General features: G+C 71.6%; 11 protein-coding genes, 5 tRNA genes and 1 riboswitch. Of the genes, 6 read left to right on the top strand and 10 right to left on the bottom strand.

What is annotated here, in order from left to right:
* Positions 1-2 precede the first annotated feature (2 nt).
* From ACWIGU_RS11265 to ACWIGU_RS11255, 3 genes are all read right to left on the bottom strand, one after another.
* Positions 3-947 (bottom strand): aldo/keto reductase, encoded by a 945-nt coding sequence (locus ACWIGU_RS11265; RefSeq protein WP_454399613.1) that lies wholly within the window; start codon positions 945-947, stop codon positions 3-5.
* A gap of 110 nt (positions 948-1,057) precedes the next feature.
* Positions 1,058-2,110, bottom strand: coding sequence for a M23 family metallopeptidase (locus ACWIGU_RS11260; RefSeq protein ID WP_454399611.1), 1,053 nt, complete (start codon positions 2,108-2,110; stop codon positions 1,058-1,060).
* Positions 2,111-2,121: 11 nt separating this feature from the next.
* A riboswitch (cyclic di-AMP (ydaO/yuaA leader) is annotated at positions 2,122-2,267 on the bottom strand.
* 259 nt (positions 2,268-2,526) lie between these two features.
* The gene (locus ACWIGU_RS11255; RefSeq protein ID WP_454399609.1) at positions 2,527-3,633 is read right to left on the bottom strand and encodes a PP2C family protein-serine/threonine phosphatase; all 1,107 of its coding nucleotides are present in this window, start codon (positions 3,631-3,633) and stop codon (positions 2,527-2,529) included.
* Between the two features lie 199 nt (positions 3,634-3,832).
* Here ACWIGU_RS11255 and ACWIGU_RS11250 point away from each other — a divergent pair.
* Positions 3,833-3,906, top strand: a tRNA-Met gene (locus ACWIGU_RS11250).
* A gap of 51 nt (positions 3,907-3,957) precedes the next feature.
* Here ACWIGU_RS11250 and ACWIGU_RS11245 read toward each other — a convergent pair.
* Positions 3,958-4,413 (bottom strand): tellurite resistance TerB family protein, encoded by a 456-nt coding sequence (locus ACWIGU_RS11245; protein ID WP_100598964.1) that lies wholly within the window; start codon positions 4,411-4,413, stop codon positions 3,958-3,960.
* 178 nt (positions 4,414-4,591) lie between these two features.
* Between ACWIGU_RS11245 and mgtA the strand changes: the two genes are divergently transcribed.
* Positions 4,592-7,150: a magnesium-translocating P-type ATPase gene (gene mgtA, locus ACWIGU_RS11240; protein ID WP_454399607.1), complete on the top strand. Its 2,559-nt coding sequence runs from the start codon at positions 4,592-4,594 to the stop codon at positions 7,148-7,150.
* Positions 7,151-7,252: 102 nt separating this feature from the next.
* On the opposite strand, the gene ACWIGU_RS11235 is transcribed toward mgtA, so the two are convergent.
* The 5 genes from ACWIGU_RS11235 to ACWIGU_RS11215 form a co-directional block, all read right to left on the bottom strand.
* Positions 7,253-7,325, bottom strand: a tRNA-Lys gene (locus ACWIGU_RS11235).
* A 121-nt stretch (positions 7,326-7,446) separates the two neighbouring features.
* Positions 7,447-8,994 carry an amino acid permease gene (locus ACWIGU_RS11230; protein ID WP_454399605.1) on the bottom strand — a complete coding sequence of 516 codons (1,548 nt, stop codon included), beginning with the start codon at positions 8,992-8,994 and terminating at the stop codon, positions 7,447-7,449.
* A gap of 185 nt (positions 8,995-9,179) precedes the next feature.
* The gene (locus ACWIGU_RS11225; RefSeq protein WP_454399603.1) at positions 9,180-11,432 is read right to left on the bottom strand and encodes a DEAD/DEAH box helicase; all 2,253 of its coding nucleotides are present in this window, start codon (positions 11,430-11,432) and stop codon (positions 9,180-9,182) included.
* Positions 11,433-11,658: 226 nt separating this feature from the next.
* Positions 11,659-12,183 (bottom strand): hypothetical protein, encoded by a 525-nt coding sequence (locus tag ACWIGU_RS11220; RefSeq protein WP_454399601.1) that lies wholly within the window; start codon positions 12,181-12,183, stop codon positions 11,659-11,661.
* Between the two features lie 126 nt (positions 12,184-12,309).
* Positions 12,310-12,660, bottom strand: a complete 351-nt coding sequence (locus ACWIGU_RS11215; RefSeq protein WP_454399599.1) for a metallopeptidase family protein — start codon at positions 12,658-12,660, stop codon at positions 12,310-12,312.
* 81 nt (positions 12,661-12,741) lie between these two features.
* On the opposite strand from ACWIGU_RS11215, the gene ACWIGU_RS11210 reads away from it, so the two are divergent.
* The 4 genes from ACWIGU_RS11210 (at position 12,742) to ACWIGU_RS11195 (ending at position 14,673) form a co-directional block, all read left to right on the top strand.
* The gene (locus tag ACWIGU_RS11210; RefSeq protein ID WP_454399597.1) at positions 12,742-14,307 is read left to right on the top strand and encodes a metallophosphoesterase family protein; all 1,566 of its coding nucleotides are present in this window, start codon (positions 12,742-12,744) and stop codon (positions 14,305-14,307) included.
* 81 nt (positions 14,308-14,388) lie between these two features.
* Positions 14,389-14,461 (top strand) — tRNA-Glu (locus ACWIGU_RS11205).
* A gap of 39 nt (positions 14,462-14,500) precedes the next feature.
* Positions 14,501-14,575: transfer RNA gene (locus ACWIGU_RS11200), tRNA-Asp, on the top strand.
* Between the two features lie 24 nt (positions 14,576-14,599).
* A tRNA-Phe gene (locus ACWIGU_RS11195) sits at positions 14,600-14,673 on the top strand.
* A gap of 137 nt (positions 14,674-14,810) precedes the next feature.
* On the opposite strand, the gene ACWIGU_RS11190 is transcribed toward ACWIGU_RS11195, so the two are convergent.
* The gene (locus ACWIGU_RS11190; protein ID WP_454399595.1) at positions 14,811-15,941 is read right to left on the bottom strand and encodes an ABC transporter permease; all 1,131 of its coding nucleotides are present in this window, start codon (positions 15,939-15,941) and stop codon (positions 14,811-14,813) included.
* Positions 15,942-16,004: the final 63 nt, after the last annotated feature.

The following is a 16,004-nucleotide window of genomic DNA, read 5'->3' as shown; positions in this document are numbered from 1 at the left end:
CCTCAGGCGGACGCCTCCGTGAGCTTCGAGAGCTCCGCGTCCGTCAGCTCCAGGCCGGCCACGGCCACCAGCGCCGGCAGCTGCTCCACGGTGCGGGCGGACGCGATCGGCGCGGCCACCGTCGGGCGGGAGGCGAGCCAGGCGAGGGCGACCGTCGCGACCTCGGCGCCGTGCGCCTGCGCCACCTCGTCGAGGGCCTTGAGGACGCGCACGCCACGCTCGGTCTGCAGGTGCTGACCCGCGCCCGCGGCCCGCGGGCTGTCGACCTCGGTGCCCGGCCGGTACTTGCCCGTCAGGAACCCGGACGCCAGGGAGTAGTACGGGACGGCGGCGAGGCCGCCGCGGGAGGCGACCCCCTGGAGCCCGCCCTCGTAGGTGTCGCGCGAGACGAGGTTGTAGTGCGGCTGGAGCGCCGCGTAGCGGGCGAGGCCCTCGCGGTCGGAGAAGTCCAGGGACTCCTGGAGGCGCTCCGGGGTCAGGTTCGACGCGGCGATGGCGCGCACCTTCCCGGACTTCACCAGCTCGTCGAGGGCGGTGATGATCTCCTCGACCGGCACGGACGGGTCGTCGAAGTGCGTGTAGTAGAGGTCGATGTAGTCCGTGCCGAGGCGGCGCAGCGACTCGTCTGCGGCGGACTTGATGGTGTTCGCGGACAGCCCCTTGAAGTCGGGGTGGGCGCCGACCTTGGTGGCGATGACGACATCGGAGCGGTTGCCGCGCGCGGCCAGCCACTTGCCGATGACGGTCTCGGACTCGCCGCCCTTGTTGCCCTGTACCCACGACGAGTACGCGTCGGCCGTGTCGACGAAGTTGCCGCCGGCGGCGACGTACGCGTCGAGCACGGCGAAGGACTGCGCCTCGTCGGCGGTCCAGCCGAACACATTGCCGCCGAGGGAGAGCGGGAACACCTCGAGGTCGGACGAGCCGAGCTTGCGAAGAGAAGTCATGGTCCGTCATAACACCGATACGGAGCAAGATATTCCGGGCATGGCCGACCGGCAGCCCTGACGTCGGGGGGTTGCCGTCAGGACCACCGGGGTTCGGAGGGTGAGGCGCCTCAGATGGTCAGGCCGTTGGAACGCAGCCACGGCGCGGGGTCGACTCCGGTCGCCTGGCCGCCGGGGTGGACCTCCAGGTGGAGGTGCGGCCCGGTCACGTTGCCGGTGGCCCCGACGCGGCCGATGACGTCGCCGCTGGTCACCTTCTGGCCGGCGCTGACGTTGAGGGACGACTGGTGGCAGTACCAGAGCTCGGTGCCGTCCGGCAGCTCAAGGACGGTGCGGTAGCCGTACGCGCCCGCCCAGCCGGCCTCCTTGACGGTGCCGGAGTGGATCGCCTTCAGCGGCGTACCCGTGGGAGCGGCGAAGTCGAGACCCGTGTGGTAGCCGGAGGACCACATCGAGCCGGGCTGACCGAACGTGCCGGTGATCGTGTAGGAGGCGACCGGCAGCGTGAAGCTCTTGGCGAGCTCGGCGAGGCGCTCGGCCTCGGCCTTCTTCTTCGCGGCCTCCTCCGCCGCCTTTTTGTCGGCGGCGGCCTTGGCCGTGGCGGCGTCCTGCTCCTTGGCCGCGTCCTCGGCGGCCTTCTTGGCGGCGGCCTCCTCGGCGGCCGCGGCCTCGGCGTCGGCGGCCTGGTCCTGCTGCTGCTCGGCCTGCTGCATGATGCGGGCGCGCAGTGCCTCACCGGCGGTCTCGCCCTGGCGGGCGTCCGCGGTGGTGACGCCGGCGCCGGTCAGCGGGGCCGCGTCGGCGCCGGACGAGTCGTCGTCCGAACCGTCGGATATCAGCGCGCCCACGCCGGGCAGCGACTTGGCGTCCGGCAGCGAGTCCTTGACGGCCGAGAGGTCGGGCATCGAGATGTGTACGGGGGGCTTGCCGCCCTGCGCGGTGGCGATGCCGCCCGCGCCGACGGCCGCGATCACGCCGACCCCGAGAACGGTGGAGCTGCGCGCGAGGCCGCCGCGCTGCTTGGCTACGCGGTGCCGGCCGCGTACGGGGCGGACGGACTCCTCGGTGGGATTCCACTCGTCCCAGGTCCGCTCGTCCGCTTCGCCGAACTCTTCGTCGATCGGCGCGTAGGAGAACTCTGGGGCAGGCCGGTTGGACGCCACTGGGGCGCGCTCCTTTCCTTCCTTCTCGCCTACCGGGTTAGCTGACGGGTTCGGAGCAGGAAGGTCTCCTACCGACGCCTTCCGCAAGGAAAGACGTCCGATTCACCCCAAGTTGGTGGTTCCCCGGCTCCCTTGCGGGATTAGGCGCGTGCGCACGGAGCCATCTCTTGTGACGGCTGGGACGACCGCGCTGCGTTATCGAACGTTAATAGACACCGGGGCCCGATTCCAAGCCGTTCCGACTGATCGTTAACGCCTTTGGCCTGGACTTATCGGGGCACGAGCGGGCGGAATCGGGCGAGTTGACCGGCCGTCGGAGCGGGCGGTTCATCTGACGGTTTGTCAAATGTTATGCGCAGCGACGTCGTTCGACTAAGGAAGGTGAAGACGGCAGTCACGGCTGCTTCACTGGTGCTTCACGGCCGCCTCACCGCGAGCAGCGCCATGTCGTCCGTCGTGCCGCCCCCGGTGTGCCGGCGGACCTCGGCGGCGAGCGCGGCCAGCAGCGGATCGGGCCCCGGGAACATCCGCCCCGCGAGCCGGGCCGCCGGGTCGTAGAAGGTGCCCTCCGCGTCGCGCGCCTCCGAGAGGCCGTCGGTGTAGAGCAGCAGCGTCGCCCCGGACGGGAACTCCGTCTCGGACGCCCGGTCGGGCCAGCTGCCGAGGCTGCCCATCCCGAGCGGCAGCGCGGGCTCCGGCGGCGACAGGACCTTGAGCGCCCCGTCGCCGCCCAGGATCAGGGGTTCCGGGTGGCCGCGGTTGATGACCCGTACGAGGCCGTTGCCGTGCGGGATCTCGGCGAGCACGGCCGTGGTGAAACCCTCGGACTCGTCGAGGCCGTTGCGCCGCAGCCCCTCCCGCGCGAGCGCCCGCTCCAGCCGCTGCGCGACCGCCTCCAGGGTCGCCTCCTGCTCGGCCGCCTCCCGGAAGGCGCCGATGACGACGGCCACGGCGGACACCGCGCCCATGCCCTTCCCGCGTACGTCGCCCACGACGAGCCGCACCCCGTGCGGGGTGTCCTGCACCGCGTACAGGTCGCCCCCGATGAAGGCCCCCGCCTGGGCCGCCTCGTAGCGCGCCGCGATCTCCAGGCCGCCGATGCGCTCCGCCGGCTCGGGCAGGACGGCGAGCTGGGCCGCCTCGGCGATCTGGCGCACGGAGGTGAGCTGCTCACTGCCCCGCCGCACGACGCGGTTCATGACACAGGCGAGGACGGCGACGGTGACGACCGTGACGAGTTCGGTGATGGCGTCGGTGTCGTAACTGCGGGTGTATCTGAGATGCACCCCGAGTACGACGGCGACGGTCGCGAGGCCGGTCAGGAAAGTACCGCGGGGCGAGAAGAACGGTGCGGCGACCAGCGGCGCGGCGGTGAAGAGGGGCACGCCGGTGAACGTCGACGGCGTCATGTAGTCGTAGATCGCCCCGACCACGATGAGCAGCACGGGCAGCAGACGCACGAAGAACCGGGCGCGGGACAGGCCCGGCTCCGACTCTCGACCGTGTCCTCCTCGCTGCCCCACCGCTCGTCTCCCGCCACCGTCCGCGTCGGTCCCGCGCCTGCGCACGTCGTCGGACCCCACCCCAGGGTTCCCCCGGAACAGGCATCGGGCGACCTGACGGGACCGACCGGGTGAAAGGGGCCCGAGGCGGCGGATCGCGGAACGCCGGGCAACCGATTCGCGTTCTGTCGCCGCAATGGCGTAGAGTCGTGTTTACCGACGCGGGGTGGAGCAGCTCGGTAGCTCGCTGGGCTCATAACCCAGAGGTCGCAGGTTCAAATCCTGTCCCCGCTACTGAAGGCCGAAGGCCCGGAACCAATGGTTCCGGGCCTTCGGTGTATCCGCCTACAGGTCGAACTCGTGCGGGGGCAGGTCGAGCATCAGGCAGGCCTCGCGGACGACGGCCTGCTCGGTCTTGTCGAAGTCACCGTCCGCGCCGCCGATGACGATGCCGATCTGGATGACCGCGCGCGCCTCGGCGGGCTTCTTCTTCGCCTTGGCGATCTCCTGGAGGACGCTGACCTTGCCGAAGTCGAAGTCGGCGGTCAGCTTGTTCAGATTTGCGTCGAAGCGGCTCTGGAGCTGGTCCGCCGGGAAGTTCTGCAGCACCTCGTTCGTGGAGATGAGCTGGGCCACGCGGCTGCGCTCGGCCGGGTCGATGTTCCGGTCCGCCGCGGCGACCAGCGCGCACATCGCCATGCTCGCGTCACGGAAGGCGCCGCTCTTCAGGTCGTTCTTCTTCGCCATGAGCTGCGTCTGCATCGTCGACGCGGACTCCTTGAAGCGATCCCACAGGGCCATGACTCTCCTCGATCGGCACATACTGATCTTCTACAGCGCTGTAGAAACTAGTGGGGGGCGGCAAAAGTTCCGCCCCTAAACTGAAGGCTCGAACCCCTTGCCGGGGAGCCTTTCGCGGTCCGATGAACGGGAGAAGACGACGGTGACGACACCCGAGAATCCCTGACGGCGCCCGAGAGTGACCGACACCGCCCCGCAGACGGACCCCGGCCGTCCGACCCTCCAGCTCCTGCGCTCCCTCGACAGCGGCCCGCGCGGCCTCACCGAGGCGGAGGCCGAGCGGCGCCTCGCCCGCCACGGTGAGAACGTCCTGCCGGGTACGCGCCCCCTGTCCTGGCCCCGCCTGGCCGCCCGCAGCCTGCGCGACCCGTTCACCGGCGTCCTGCTCTGCCTCGGCCTCGTCTCGGCGACCGTCGCGGCCTGGGGCACCGCCTGCGTGATCCTCGTTCTGGTCGCCGTCAGCTGCGGCCTGCGCTCCGCCGGCGAGCGCCGCGCGGACAGCGCCATGGCGGGCCTGCGCGACCTGGTCGCGACGACGGCGACCGTGCTGCGGCGCCCCGGCGACGACGAGAGCGCCGCACCTGTCGAACACGAGGTCCCCGTAAGCCAGTTGGTGCCCGGCGACGTGATACGCCTTGGCCCCGGCGACCTGGTCCCCGCCGACGTGCGCCTCCTGCGGGCGCAGGGCCTGACCGTGCAGCAGGCGGCGTTCACCGGGGAGTCCGTGCCGGCCGACAAGCATCCCGTGGACCTGCCCTCGGACGGCGAGTCGGCGCATCTGTGCTTCCAGGGCGGCAGCGTGGCCTCCGGGAGCGCGAGCGCCGTGGTGCTCGCGACAGGCGCCGGCACCCGCTTCGCCTCCGCCCACCGCACGGTCGGCGTACCACGCGGGGCGAGCGCGTTCGAGCGCTCCGTGCACGGCATCTCCTGGACCCTGATCCGCTTCATGCTGCTGACGCCGCCGCTGGTCCTGATGGCGGGCGCCGCGCTGCGCGGCCGGGGCCTGGAGACCCTGCCGTTCGCCGTCGCGGTGGCCGTCGGGCTCACCCCGGAGATGCTGCCGGTCATCGTCACGACAGCGCTCGCCCGCGGCTCCGCGCTGCTCGCCCGCGCCCACGGCGTCATCGTCAAACGGCTCCCCGCGCTCCACGACATCGGCGCCGTCGACATCCTCTGCGTCGACAAGACGGGCACCCTCACCCAGGACCGCCCTGCCGTCGACCTGGCCCGCACCGACCCCGATGCCCTGCACTGGGCGGCCGTCTCCGCCTGGTGGACGCTCCAGCTCGCCGACCTGCCGGCCCCGGACGCGCTCGACGAGGCGGTCATCACCGAGGCCCTCGCGGCAGACCCGGCCGTCACCGACGCGTACGACGGGATCACCGCCCTGCCCTTCGACCCCGTACGACGCCTCGCCACCGCCGTTGTCCGGCGGCCCGGCGGCCTCGGCACGGTCACGCTCGCCGTCAAAGGCTCCGTGGAGAACGTCCTCGACCGGTGCGCCCTCGACGACACCGAACGCGCGAGCCTGCTCGCCCGGGCCGCGGCGCTGTCCGGCGACGGGCTCCGGATCCTCGCCGTGGCGACCGCCGAACGCCCCGCCCGGCAGCGCCCGTACCGCACCGCCGACGAACGCGGCCTCACCTTCACCGGCTTCGTCGCCTTCACCGACGCCCTCGTGCCGACCGCCTCGCAGGCGCTGCGCGATCTCGCAGGGCGCGGCGTCACGGTCAAGGTGCTCACCGGCGACCACCCCGGCACCGCCGCGCGCGCCCTGCGCGATCTGGGGCTCGCCGCCGGCGACGTACAGACCGCGGACGTCCTCGACGCGCTCACGGACGGGGAACTGGCCCGCCTCGCCCGCCGCACCACCGTCTTCGCCCGCTGCACCCCCACCCACAAGGCCCGCATCGTCACCGCCCTGCGCGCCGGCGGGGAGACGACCGTCGGCTTCCTGGGCGACGGCGTGAACGACCTGCCCGCGCTGCGCGCCGCCGACGTCGGGATCTGCCCGCGCGACGCGGTCCCGGTGGCGCGCGACGCGGCGGACATCGTGCTCGCGCAGCCCGCGGACCGGCCGGGCAAGGACCTCACCGCGATCGGCCACGCGATCACCGCGGGACGTCACAGCAGCGGCAACATCGCCACGTATCTGCGCGTCACGCTCTCCTCGAACCTCGGCAACGTGATCGCGATGCTCTCGGCGGGCCTCCTGCTGCCGTTCCTGCCGATGCTCCCGGCTCAGGTGCTCGCGCAGAACCTGTGCTTCGACGGGGCCCAGCTCTCGTTCGCCTTCGACCGCCCGGCGCCCGGCGCCCTGCGCCGGCCCACGACGCTGCGCCCGCGCGACTTCCTGCGCTTCATCACCGGGTTCGGCGTCCTCAACGCCGCCGCCGACCTCGCGACCTTCGGCGTCCTCGCGCTCGCCCTGCACTCCACGGCGGGCGCGGCCGACGAGGCGGCGTTCCACTCGGGCTGGTTCACCGAGAACCTCCTGACACAGGCGCTGGTGATGCTGCTCCTGCGCACCGGCCGCGCCCCGCGCACCCCGGCCCCGGTCCGCTGGGCGGTCGCGTCCCTGACCGCCGCCGGCATCCTGCTGCCCCTGACCCCCGCCGCCCGCCAGCTCGGCATGACTCCCCTGCCGCCCGTGTACTACGCGCTCCTCGCGGCGGTCCTCGCCCTGTACGCGGTCGCACTGACGGCGGTGAAGCGGCGGTATCTGCGAAAGGGCTGACGCCCCGACACCCCGGGCGAGCGGCGGGCGAGCTGACGGCCCCGGAACCCCCGAACACGCCGAAAGCCCAGATCGGATGCCCTCCGACCTGGGCTTTCTCTGTAGACCCTGTGGGACTCGAACCCACAACCAATGGATTAAAAGTCCACTGCTCTGCCAATTGAGCTAAGGGTCCACGCGCCGGCTCGCGCCGACGCATCCCCGAGCATAGCCCGCCGGGGCCGGGAGGCCGATCGGGTATCGGCCTCCACGGCCTGTCGGATGTCACACGGGCGGCCGCGCGGCGCGCCCGCCGCTCACGGATCGACCGGTTCCGGCGCTCCCACGCGCCCCGCCTCACGCGCCACGGTCCGCGCGTGCTCCGGGTTGAGGAACCAGTGCCGGGCCGACACCAGCCACCACACGCCCGCGAACCCGAGGACCACAAGGACCGCGATCGGGGCGTAGTTGAACGTCTCCCAGGTGACCGGTGAGACCTGCGGCAGCATGAAGAGGACCGTGATGACGGCGACCCACACCACCGCCACGATCCCGATCGGCCGCGACCACCTGCCCAGGTGCCAGGGCCCGCGCTCGAAGGCGTCGCCCTTGCGCAGCCGCAGCAGGGTCGGGACGACGTACGCGATGTAGAGACCGATGACGGCGATCGAGGTCACGGCCGCGTACGCCGTGACGTTGATGAGGTACGGCAGTCCGAGCACGAGCGCGCCGAACGCCGCAAGCCACACCGCGGCGACGGGGGTACGGGTGCGCGGGCTGACGGTGTGCCAGACGTGCGAGAACGGCAGCGCGCCGTCACGCGAGAAGGCGTAGATCATACGGCTGTTGGCGGTGACGGAGGCCATGCCGCAGAAGAGCTGCGCGCCGATGACGACGAGCAGCAGCAGCTTTCCGGCGGTCGCCCCGAGCGCGTCGAGCAGGATCTGCGCGGGCGGCGCGCCCGTGGCCGAGCCGAGGGCGCCCTGGTACGACTGGATGGCGAAGGTGAAGCCGAGGAGCAGCACGAACCCGGCGATCCAGGACGTCCAGATGGACCGCACGATGCCCTTCGGCCCCGCGGTGGAAGCGTCGTGGGTCTCCTCGGTCATGTGTGCGGAGGCGTCGTAGCCGGTGAAGGTGTACTGGGCCATCAGCAGTCCGATGAGGACGACGTAGAACCCGCTGCCCCAGCCGGTGTTGTTGACGAACTTCGTGAAGACGAAGGACGCGGTCTGGTGGCTGTCCGGCGCGAAGGCGAGGGCGCCGACGATGACGGCGACGCCGACGACGTGCCACCAGACGCTGACGCTGTTGAGCAGCCCGACGATGCGCACGCCGAAGGTGTTGAGGAGTCCGTGCAGCACGAGGATCGCCGCGAACAGCAGGATCGTCCGCCCCGGCGTCACCTCGAAGTCGAACTGGAGGTTCAGATACGCGCCGAGGAAGGACGCGGCGCCGAAGTCGATCCCGGCGGTCACCGCGACCTGACCGAGGACGTTGAACCAGCCCGTGAACCACGCCCACGCGGCGGCCGTCCGCGCGGGTGCGAGCCGGTGCGCCCAGAAGTAGAGGCCGGCGGAGGTCGGGTACGCGGAACAGATCTCCGCCATCGCGAGCCCGACGAACAGCGTCATCAGTCCGACCCCGACCCACCCCCAGGTGATCAGGGCGGGGCCGCCGGTGTTCATCCCGAACAGATACATCGTCAGGCACCCGGAGAGCACCGAGATGATCGTGAAGGAGACGGCGTAGTTGGAGAACGCCGACATGCGGCGGGCGAGGACCTGGGTGTAGCCGAGTTGCGCGAGGCGCTCTTCGTCGGTCGATGGCGGCGGCTGCTGCTGCGCCGCTGGGTCACTTGTCATGCCCCCAGCGATGCCCGTCCAACGGCCGTGCCATGCGCGGCCGTTGGCCAAAAAATGCCCGCGAGTGAACGGCGGTGGGTGAACGGCGGTGCAGGAGCGCGAAAAGAAAGAAGGGCCCAGGAGACGTGATCGTCTCCCGGGCCCTTCTCAGGTCAGGCGGTCAGGCCCTGCGGCCTTCAGCCGTTTCAGCCGTTGCGCTTCCAGCGCGGCTTCTCGTCGCGGCGGAACGAGGAACCGCCGGTCGAGCCGGAGCCCGCACCGCGGTGGTCGTCACGGCGGCCGTACGGACGGTCGTGGCCACCGGAGCGGAAGCCGCCGCCGGCGGGACGGTCGTCACGACGGTCGCGGTTGAACGGACGGTCGCTGCCGCGGTGGCCGCCGGAGGGGCGGTCGTCACGGCGGAAGCCGCCGCCCGAGGGGCGCTCGTCACGACGGTCGCGGTTGAAGCCGCCACCGGAGGGACGGTCGTCGCGACGGTCACGGTTGAAGCCGCCGGACGGACGGTCGTTGTCGCGGCGGAAGCCGCCGGACGGACGGTCGTTGTCACGACGCTCGAAGGAACGGCCACCGCGGTCGTCACGACGGTCGCGGTCGAAGCCGCCACGGTTGTCGTCACGGCGGTCACGGTTGAAGCCGCCACCGGAGGGACGGTCGTCGCGACGGAAGCCACCACGGTTGTCGTCACGGCGGTCACGGTTGAAGCCGCCACCGGAGGGACGGTCGTCGCGACGGAAGCCGCCACGGTCGTTGTCACGGCGGTCACGGTTGAAGCCGCCCGACGGACGGTCGTCGCGACGGTCGCGCTTCTCGTAGTTGCCCCGCTCGTCACGGCGCTGCGGGCGCTGCTCGTACGAGGACGAACGCTCCTGGCGCTCGGCCGGCGCGGCAGCCTGCTCCGGGACGGACGCCTCGGCGGCCTTCTCGGCAGCGGCGGCGACGGCGGCGGCGACGCCCTCGGCGTCCTCGCCGCGCTCACGGGCGGCACGCGCGGTGAGGCGGTCGGCCTCCTCGCGCAGCTCGCCGGCGCGACGCGTGGCCCGCTCCAGCTCCTTGGTGAGGGAGGTGACCTCACGCTCGGCCTGCTGCGCGGCGTTGCCCGCGGACTCGGCCTGGACCTCGGTCATGGACCGGGCACCGGTGATCTCGGCGACCTCCGGGTCGAAGGCGGCACCGCCCTGGATGATGTGGCGCGAGGCGTCGACGCCCGCGTCCTCCATGAGGCGGAAGATCTGGCGGCGCTGGTGCGGCAGCGACAGGGAGACGACGACACCGGACTTGCCGGCACGCGCGGTACGGCCCGAGCGGTGCAGGTAGTCCTTGTGGTCACCGGCCGGGTCCACGTTCAGGACCAGGTCGATGCCGTCGACGTGGATACCGCGGGCGGCGACGTCGGTGGCGACGAGCGTGTTGACGTAGCCGTCCTTGAAGTCGGCGAGGACGCGGGTACGAGAACCCTGCGTCATGCCGCCGTGCAGCGCGTCGGCCTTCACGCCGGCGTCCTGGAGCTGCTCGGCGATGCGGTCGGCGCCCAGCTGGGTGCGGACGAAGATGATCGTGCGGCCCTTGCGGGAGGCGATCGCGGCGGTGACCGGCGCCTTGTCCTTGGGCTTCACGATCAGGATGTGGTGGGTCATGGTCGTGACGGCGCCCTGGGCGGCGTCGACCTCGTGCGTGACCGGGTTGTTCAGGTAGCGCTTGACCAGCGTGGAGATCTCGTTCTCCATCGTGGCCGAGAACAGCATGCGCTGGCCGTCGGCCGGGACCTGGTCGAGCAGCTCGGTGACCTCGGGCAGGAAGCCCAGGTCGGACATCTGGTCGGCCTCGTCGAGAACGGCGATCTCGACGTTCGCGAGCGAGCAGGCGCCGCGGTTGATGATGTCGCGCAGACGGCCCGGGGTGGCGACGAGGACGTCGACGCCGCGCTCGAGGGCGTAGATCTGGTTGCCCATGGACGTACCGCCGCAGACGACCTTCATCTTCAGGCCGAGGACGTCGCCGTAGGGCTGGAGGGCGTCGGCGACCTGCATCGCCAGCTCGCGGGTCGGGGTCAGGATGACCGCGCGGGGCTTCTTCTTCTCGGTGTGACCGCCGGCGAGACGCGCCAGGGTCGGCAGACCGAAGGAGAGGGTCTTGCCGGAGCCGGTGCGGCCACGGCCGAGGATGTCCTTGCCGGCCAGGGCGTCCGGGATGGTCGCGGCCTGGATCGGGAACGGCGCGGTCACGCCGTTCTGCGCGAGCTTGCGGACGATGCCCTCGGGCAGACCGAGGTCGCCGAAGGTCACGGTGGGCTCGGCGGGGGTGTCGGTGTCGGCCTCGGCAGAGGCACTGTCGGCGGCCTCTCCGACGGCGACGGCAGTCACGTCCTCGTCGACGGCGAGAACCTGCACGGCCTCGTCGTTCTCGGGCATGACGGTGTGGTCAGAACTGGAAATGGACATGCGAAATGCGAAACCTTCCGGAGTCTCGGCACGCGCCCGTCAACTCCGTGAATTTCGCAATCGACCGCCTCAATGCGGTCCAGCCACGGCTGGGGAGAGAACGCGCCACGCGGCGCTCTCTTAACGGCGCCGGGCAAATGGGATCAAACGATCTACCACCATAGTCACCCACCACCCCCCAGCGCAAACCGATCCCTTGAGACCCCGCTCACACCCTCCCCCGAGGTCAGGCCTGCACAGGCGTGCCCGCCCGCGGCGCCGGCTCCCGGTCGGCCTGCACCCGGGCCGACGCCTGCTCGTGCGCCGACGACGAGGGCTCCGCGGTGGTCGGGTCCGGCGTCGGCGTGGGGGTGTCCGGGGTCGGCGTGGGCGTGTCCGGAGCGGTGCGCGTCGGGGTCGGCCGGGACGGTGGCGTGGTGCGCCCGCTCGCCGAGGGCTTCGCCGGACCCACCTCACCCTTGGAGGGGCTCGCGGAGGGCGAGGCGGCATCCGAGGCCGCGTCGGACGCGGTGCCGCCCGGCGACGGCGACCCCTTCGCGCCTTCCCGGCCCCCGGCCTGCTCCTCGCCGCCCCCGGGGACCACCGCCCCGCCGTCCGGCGCCGCCCGCCCGCCGTGCCGCCCCGCCGAGTGCGACGGGGCGGGCCCGCCCCCCTCGTGGGCGACGCTCATGCAGCCGGTGGTCGCCGCCGTGACGGCCACCACCGCCGCGGCCAGTCGGACCAGACGAGGCGGTACGGACAGCTGGCGCACGGGCGAGCACCTCCGGGGCGCTGGAAAGCTGGAGCTGAAGCGATACGGGAACCGCCGAAAGGACCGGCGTCACCGTTCCCAACTCCCGTCCCCCGCAAGAGGACACGCCCGCTCACGGCCCGGCCGTCACCCGTATCCGAGGGCGTGCAGCCGCGCGTCGTCGATCCCGAAGTGGTGGGCGATCTCGTGGACCACGGTGACCTCCGTCTCCGCGACGACGTCTTCGCGGGACTCGCACATCCGCAGCGTGGGTCCCCGGTAGATGGTGATGCGGTCGGGCAGCACACCCGCGTACCACTCACCCCGGTCGGTCAGCGGCGTCCCTTCGTAGAGGCCGAGCAGCTCACGTTCCCCGTCGGCGGGCTCGTCCTCGACGAACACCGCCACGTTGTCCATGAGCCGCGTCAGCTCCGGCGGAATCCGGTCCAGGGCTTCGGCGACCAGTTCCTCGAACTCCTCGCGCGTCATCTCCAGCACACGGCCATTGTCGGCCACTCGCCCCCGGATCGACCTGTCCGTCCGGGCATACGGGACCATCCGCGTGGGCATACGGGACCAATGGCCCGCGCCCCCGCTGTCGCCGCCCTGTCCGCCCTGCGGAACATCCCCTCCGCGGTAGGCCGTCACCATCGCGCCCGCCGCCCCCGCCCCGCCGGCGATCTCACCCTCCAGCCCCGCCCGTACCTCCGCGCCCTGGGCCTCGCGGCCGTCGTCCTCATGGGCGCGTGGCTCGGCCTGCTCATCGTGGGGAACGTCCGCGTCCCGGTGGGCCCGATGGACACCCGGATGACGCTGCGCCCGTCCCTGACCGGCGGCACGAAGATCAACGTCTCGCCGCTCGGCTCCCTGGAACTCAAGTCGCACACGGCCCCCATCCGCCTCGACGTGGACGTCGACCGCCTCGACCCGGTCCGCTCCCAGGCCCTGGTCGACCACCCCGAGCGCCTCTCGGGCCTCCAGGACGAGGTCACCCGCGACGTCGAGCACGGCACCCTCGACCTCGCCCTGCGCTCCTGCGTCGCCGTCGTCTCCGGCGCCACCGCGCTCGGCCTCGCCGTCTACCGCCGCCCCCGCCGCGCGCTCGGCGCCGGCGGCCTCGCGCTCGCCCTCCTGGCGGCCTCGGGAGGGGCGGCGTACGCGACCTGGAACCCCAAGTCGGTCCTGGAGCCGAAGTTCTCGGGCCTGCTCTCCTCGGCCCCCTCGGTCGTCGGCAACGCGCGCTCGATCGTCACCGAATTCGACGTCTACCAAAAGGAGTTGGCGCGCCTGGTGACCAATGTGACCAAGCTCTACGACGTGACGTCGACGCTCCCCGCGTACCGGCCGGACCCGTCCACGATCCGCGTCCTGCACGTCTCGGACATCCATCTGAACCCGGCCAGCTGGAAGATCATCTCCTCGCTCGTCGAGCAGTACGACATCTCGGTGATCGTCGACTCCGGCGACACGATGGACCACGGCTCGGCGGCCGAGAACCCCTTCCTCGACCCGGTCAAGGACCTCGGCGCCCCGTACATCTGGGTCCGCGGCAACCATGACTCGGCGACCACCCAGCGCTACCTCTCACGCATGAGGAACGTCCGCGTACTCGACAACGGCAAGGCGGTCACCGTCGCCGGGCTGCGCTTCGCCGGCACCGGGGACCCCCAGTACACGCCGGACCGCGCGGTCAAGGCGCAGGGCGACCCGGCCGAACGCATGGCGGGCATCCGGCTCGCCTCCGCGCTGCGCGACCAGCGGGAGGCGGGCACGCCGGTGGACATCGCGATAGCCCACAACCCCGTGGCCGCCCGCGAGACGGACGGCACGGTCCCGCTGGTCCTCGCGGGCCACATCCACCACGAAGCGACCGAGGTGATGAAGCTGGGCACGCGGCTGCGCATCGAGGGCTCGACCGGCGGCAGCGGCCTGCGCGCCGTCGACGACGGCTCGCCCGACCCGGTGCAGGCGTCGGTCCTCTATCTGGACCGCGACACGCGCCGCCTGCAGGCCTGGGACGAGATCGAACTGGGCGGCCTCGGCCTGACGACGGCACAGGTCAGCCGCCATCTGCCCAAGGAGAACCAGCCGGGCGCGAGCCCCTCGCCGACGCCGCCCACGGGCTCGCCCGCACCCTCTCCCTAAACCGTTTTGGCGATCCCTCCCCGCATCCCATATGCTTCTCACGTCCCCGACGCGCTGCGAAGCGCCCAGGCGGGCCAATTAGCCCTCATCGTCTAGTGGCCCAGGACGCCGCCCTTTCAAGGCGGTAGCACGGGTTCGAATCCCGTTGGGGGCACGCAACACACTGTGCGACACTTGTGTCGCACAACAGCTTGGTCCTGTGGAGCAGTTTGGAGTGCTCGCCACCCTGTCAAGGTGGAGGCCGCGGGTTCAAATCCCGTCAGGACCGCTGCGATTCGTTCGCGAACCGCGTGGCTGGGTAGCTCAGTTGGTACGAGCGATCGCCTGAAAAGCGATAGGTCGCCGGTTCGATCCCGGCCCCAGCCACAAGATTCAGGCCCCGTCCCCGGACGGGGCCTGTTGCGTTTCCCCCGCCGGCCCCTCCGGCCCGGCCCCCGAAAGCCCCGTCCCGGACGGGGCTTTCGTCGTTTCCGGGCACAGCGAACCGCGGTGTCCCCGGCGGATCACGCCCCCGGCGCCCCCGCATGGGCCGGTTCCGTCGTTCGGCCGCCCGGGTGGCGGTGGCGCCAGACCCAGAAGACCGTACTCGACAGCAGGGCCCATGCCGTGAGGACCAGGAACGGGAACACGTGCTGGTGTCCGCCGAAGTACACGGCCGTGTGCTGCGCGTTCACCGAGGCACCCGGCGGCAGCCACTGGCCGATGCGGCCGAGCACCGACGGCAGCAGCGGCCACGACACCGCGCCGCCCGACGACGGGTTGCCGAGGAGCACCATCAGCCCCCAGGTCGGGATCATCGCCCAGCGGCCGACCAGCGTGTTGAACATCGTGAAGACCATCCCCGACGTGAACATCGTCAGCGCGAGGATCGCCCAGGACTCGGCGAACGGCAGATCGAGCGCGCCCAGCCACCAGTCCACGACCGCCGCGATCACGAACGCCCCGAGCAGCGCGTACGCCACCGTGTACGCGATGCGTTCCAGCGGATTGAGGGCGCGTGCGTGCACGCTCAGCTGGATGGCGCCGACGAAGCCGATGATGACCGCGGCCAGCGAGACGTAGAAGATCGCGAGGCCGCGCGGGTCGCCCTTCTGGAGCGGCTTGACGTCGGTCACGGTGACCGGGACCCCGAGTGCGGCGCCGACCTGCGGTGCGGTCTCGGCGAGGACCTGCGCGACCGAGGCGCCGGAGGCTCCCGAGACCTGGAGCGCGACACGGTCGCCCTGCCGCACGTCGAGGATCGCGAAGACCTTCTGCTGGTCCACGCCTTCGACGGCCGCCGCGATGTTGTCGTACAGGTGCACTTCGAGGGACGCGTTCAGCGCCTTCTCCATGCCGGCCAGGAACGCCGCCCCGCCGTGCTTCGCGTTCGCCGCGCCGACCACGGCCGTGGGAATCCGGTGCGGCGTCGGGTTCGCCATCGTGTACGTGTACGAGCCCGCGAAGAGGCCTGCGGCGGCCGCCAGGATGAACACCAGGACGGTCGCCGGCAGGAACGGCGACTTCTTGAAGTCCTCCCAGCGCTCCCCACGCGTCGGCACGCGCCCGTGCGCGCCGTGGTCATGCGCGCCTTGGTCATGCGCGCCTTGGTCGTGTGCGCCGTGATCGTGGTCGTCGTCGCTCGGCTCAGACATATGGACACGTTAAAACACCTATATCGGACCTTCAGCGCCAAATACCCCCGTCTCCGCCGATAC

The sequence above is a fragment of the Streptomyces sp. NPDC055400 genome (assembly GCF_053644375.1).
This window is presented reverse-complemented; position numbering and strand designations above follow the sequence as displayed.

What these genes read in the sequence shown, in the direction of transcription:
- ACWIGU_RS11245 (WP_100598964.1), bottom strand. Translation starts at nt 4,413, where the DNA reads ATGGCCCTGTGGGATCGCTTCAAGGAGTCCGCGTCGACGATGCAGACG.
- ACWIGU_RS11265 (WP_454399613.1), bottom strand. Translation starts at nt 947, where the DNA reads ATGACTTCTCTTCGCAAGCTCGGCTCGTCCGACCTCGAGGTGTTCCCG.
- ACWIGU_RS11210 (WP_454399597.1), top strand. Translation starts at nt 12,742, where the DNA reads ATGGCCCGCGCCCCCGCTGTCGCCGCCCTGTCCGCCCTGCGGAACATC.
- ACWIGU_RS11230 (WP_454399605.1), bottom strand. Translation starts at nt 8,994, where the DNA reads ATGACAAGTGACCCAGCGGCGCAGCAGCAGCCGCCGCCATCGACCGAC.
- ACWIGU_RS11190 (WP_454399595.1), bottom strand. Translation starts at nt 15,941, where the DNA reads ATGTCTGAGCCGAGCGACGACGACCACGATCACGGCGCACACGACCAA.
- ACWIGU_RS11225 (WP_454399603.1), bottom strand. Translation starts at nt 11,432, where the DNA reads ATGTCCATTTCCAGTTCTGACCACACCGTCATGCCCGAGAACGACGAG.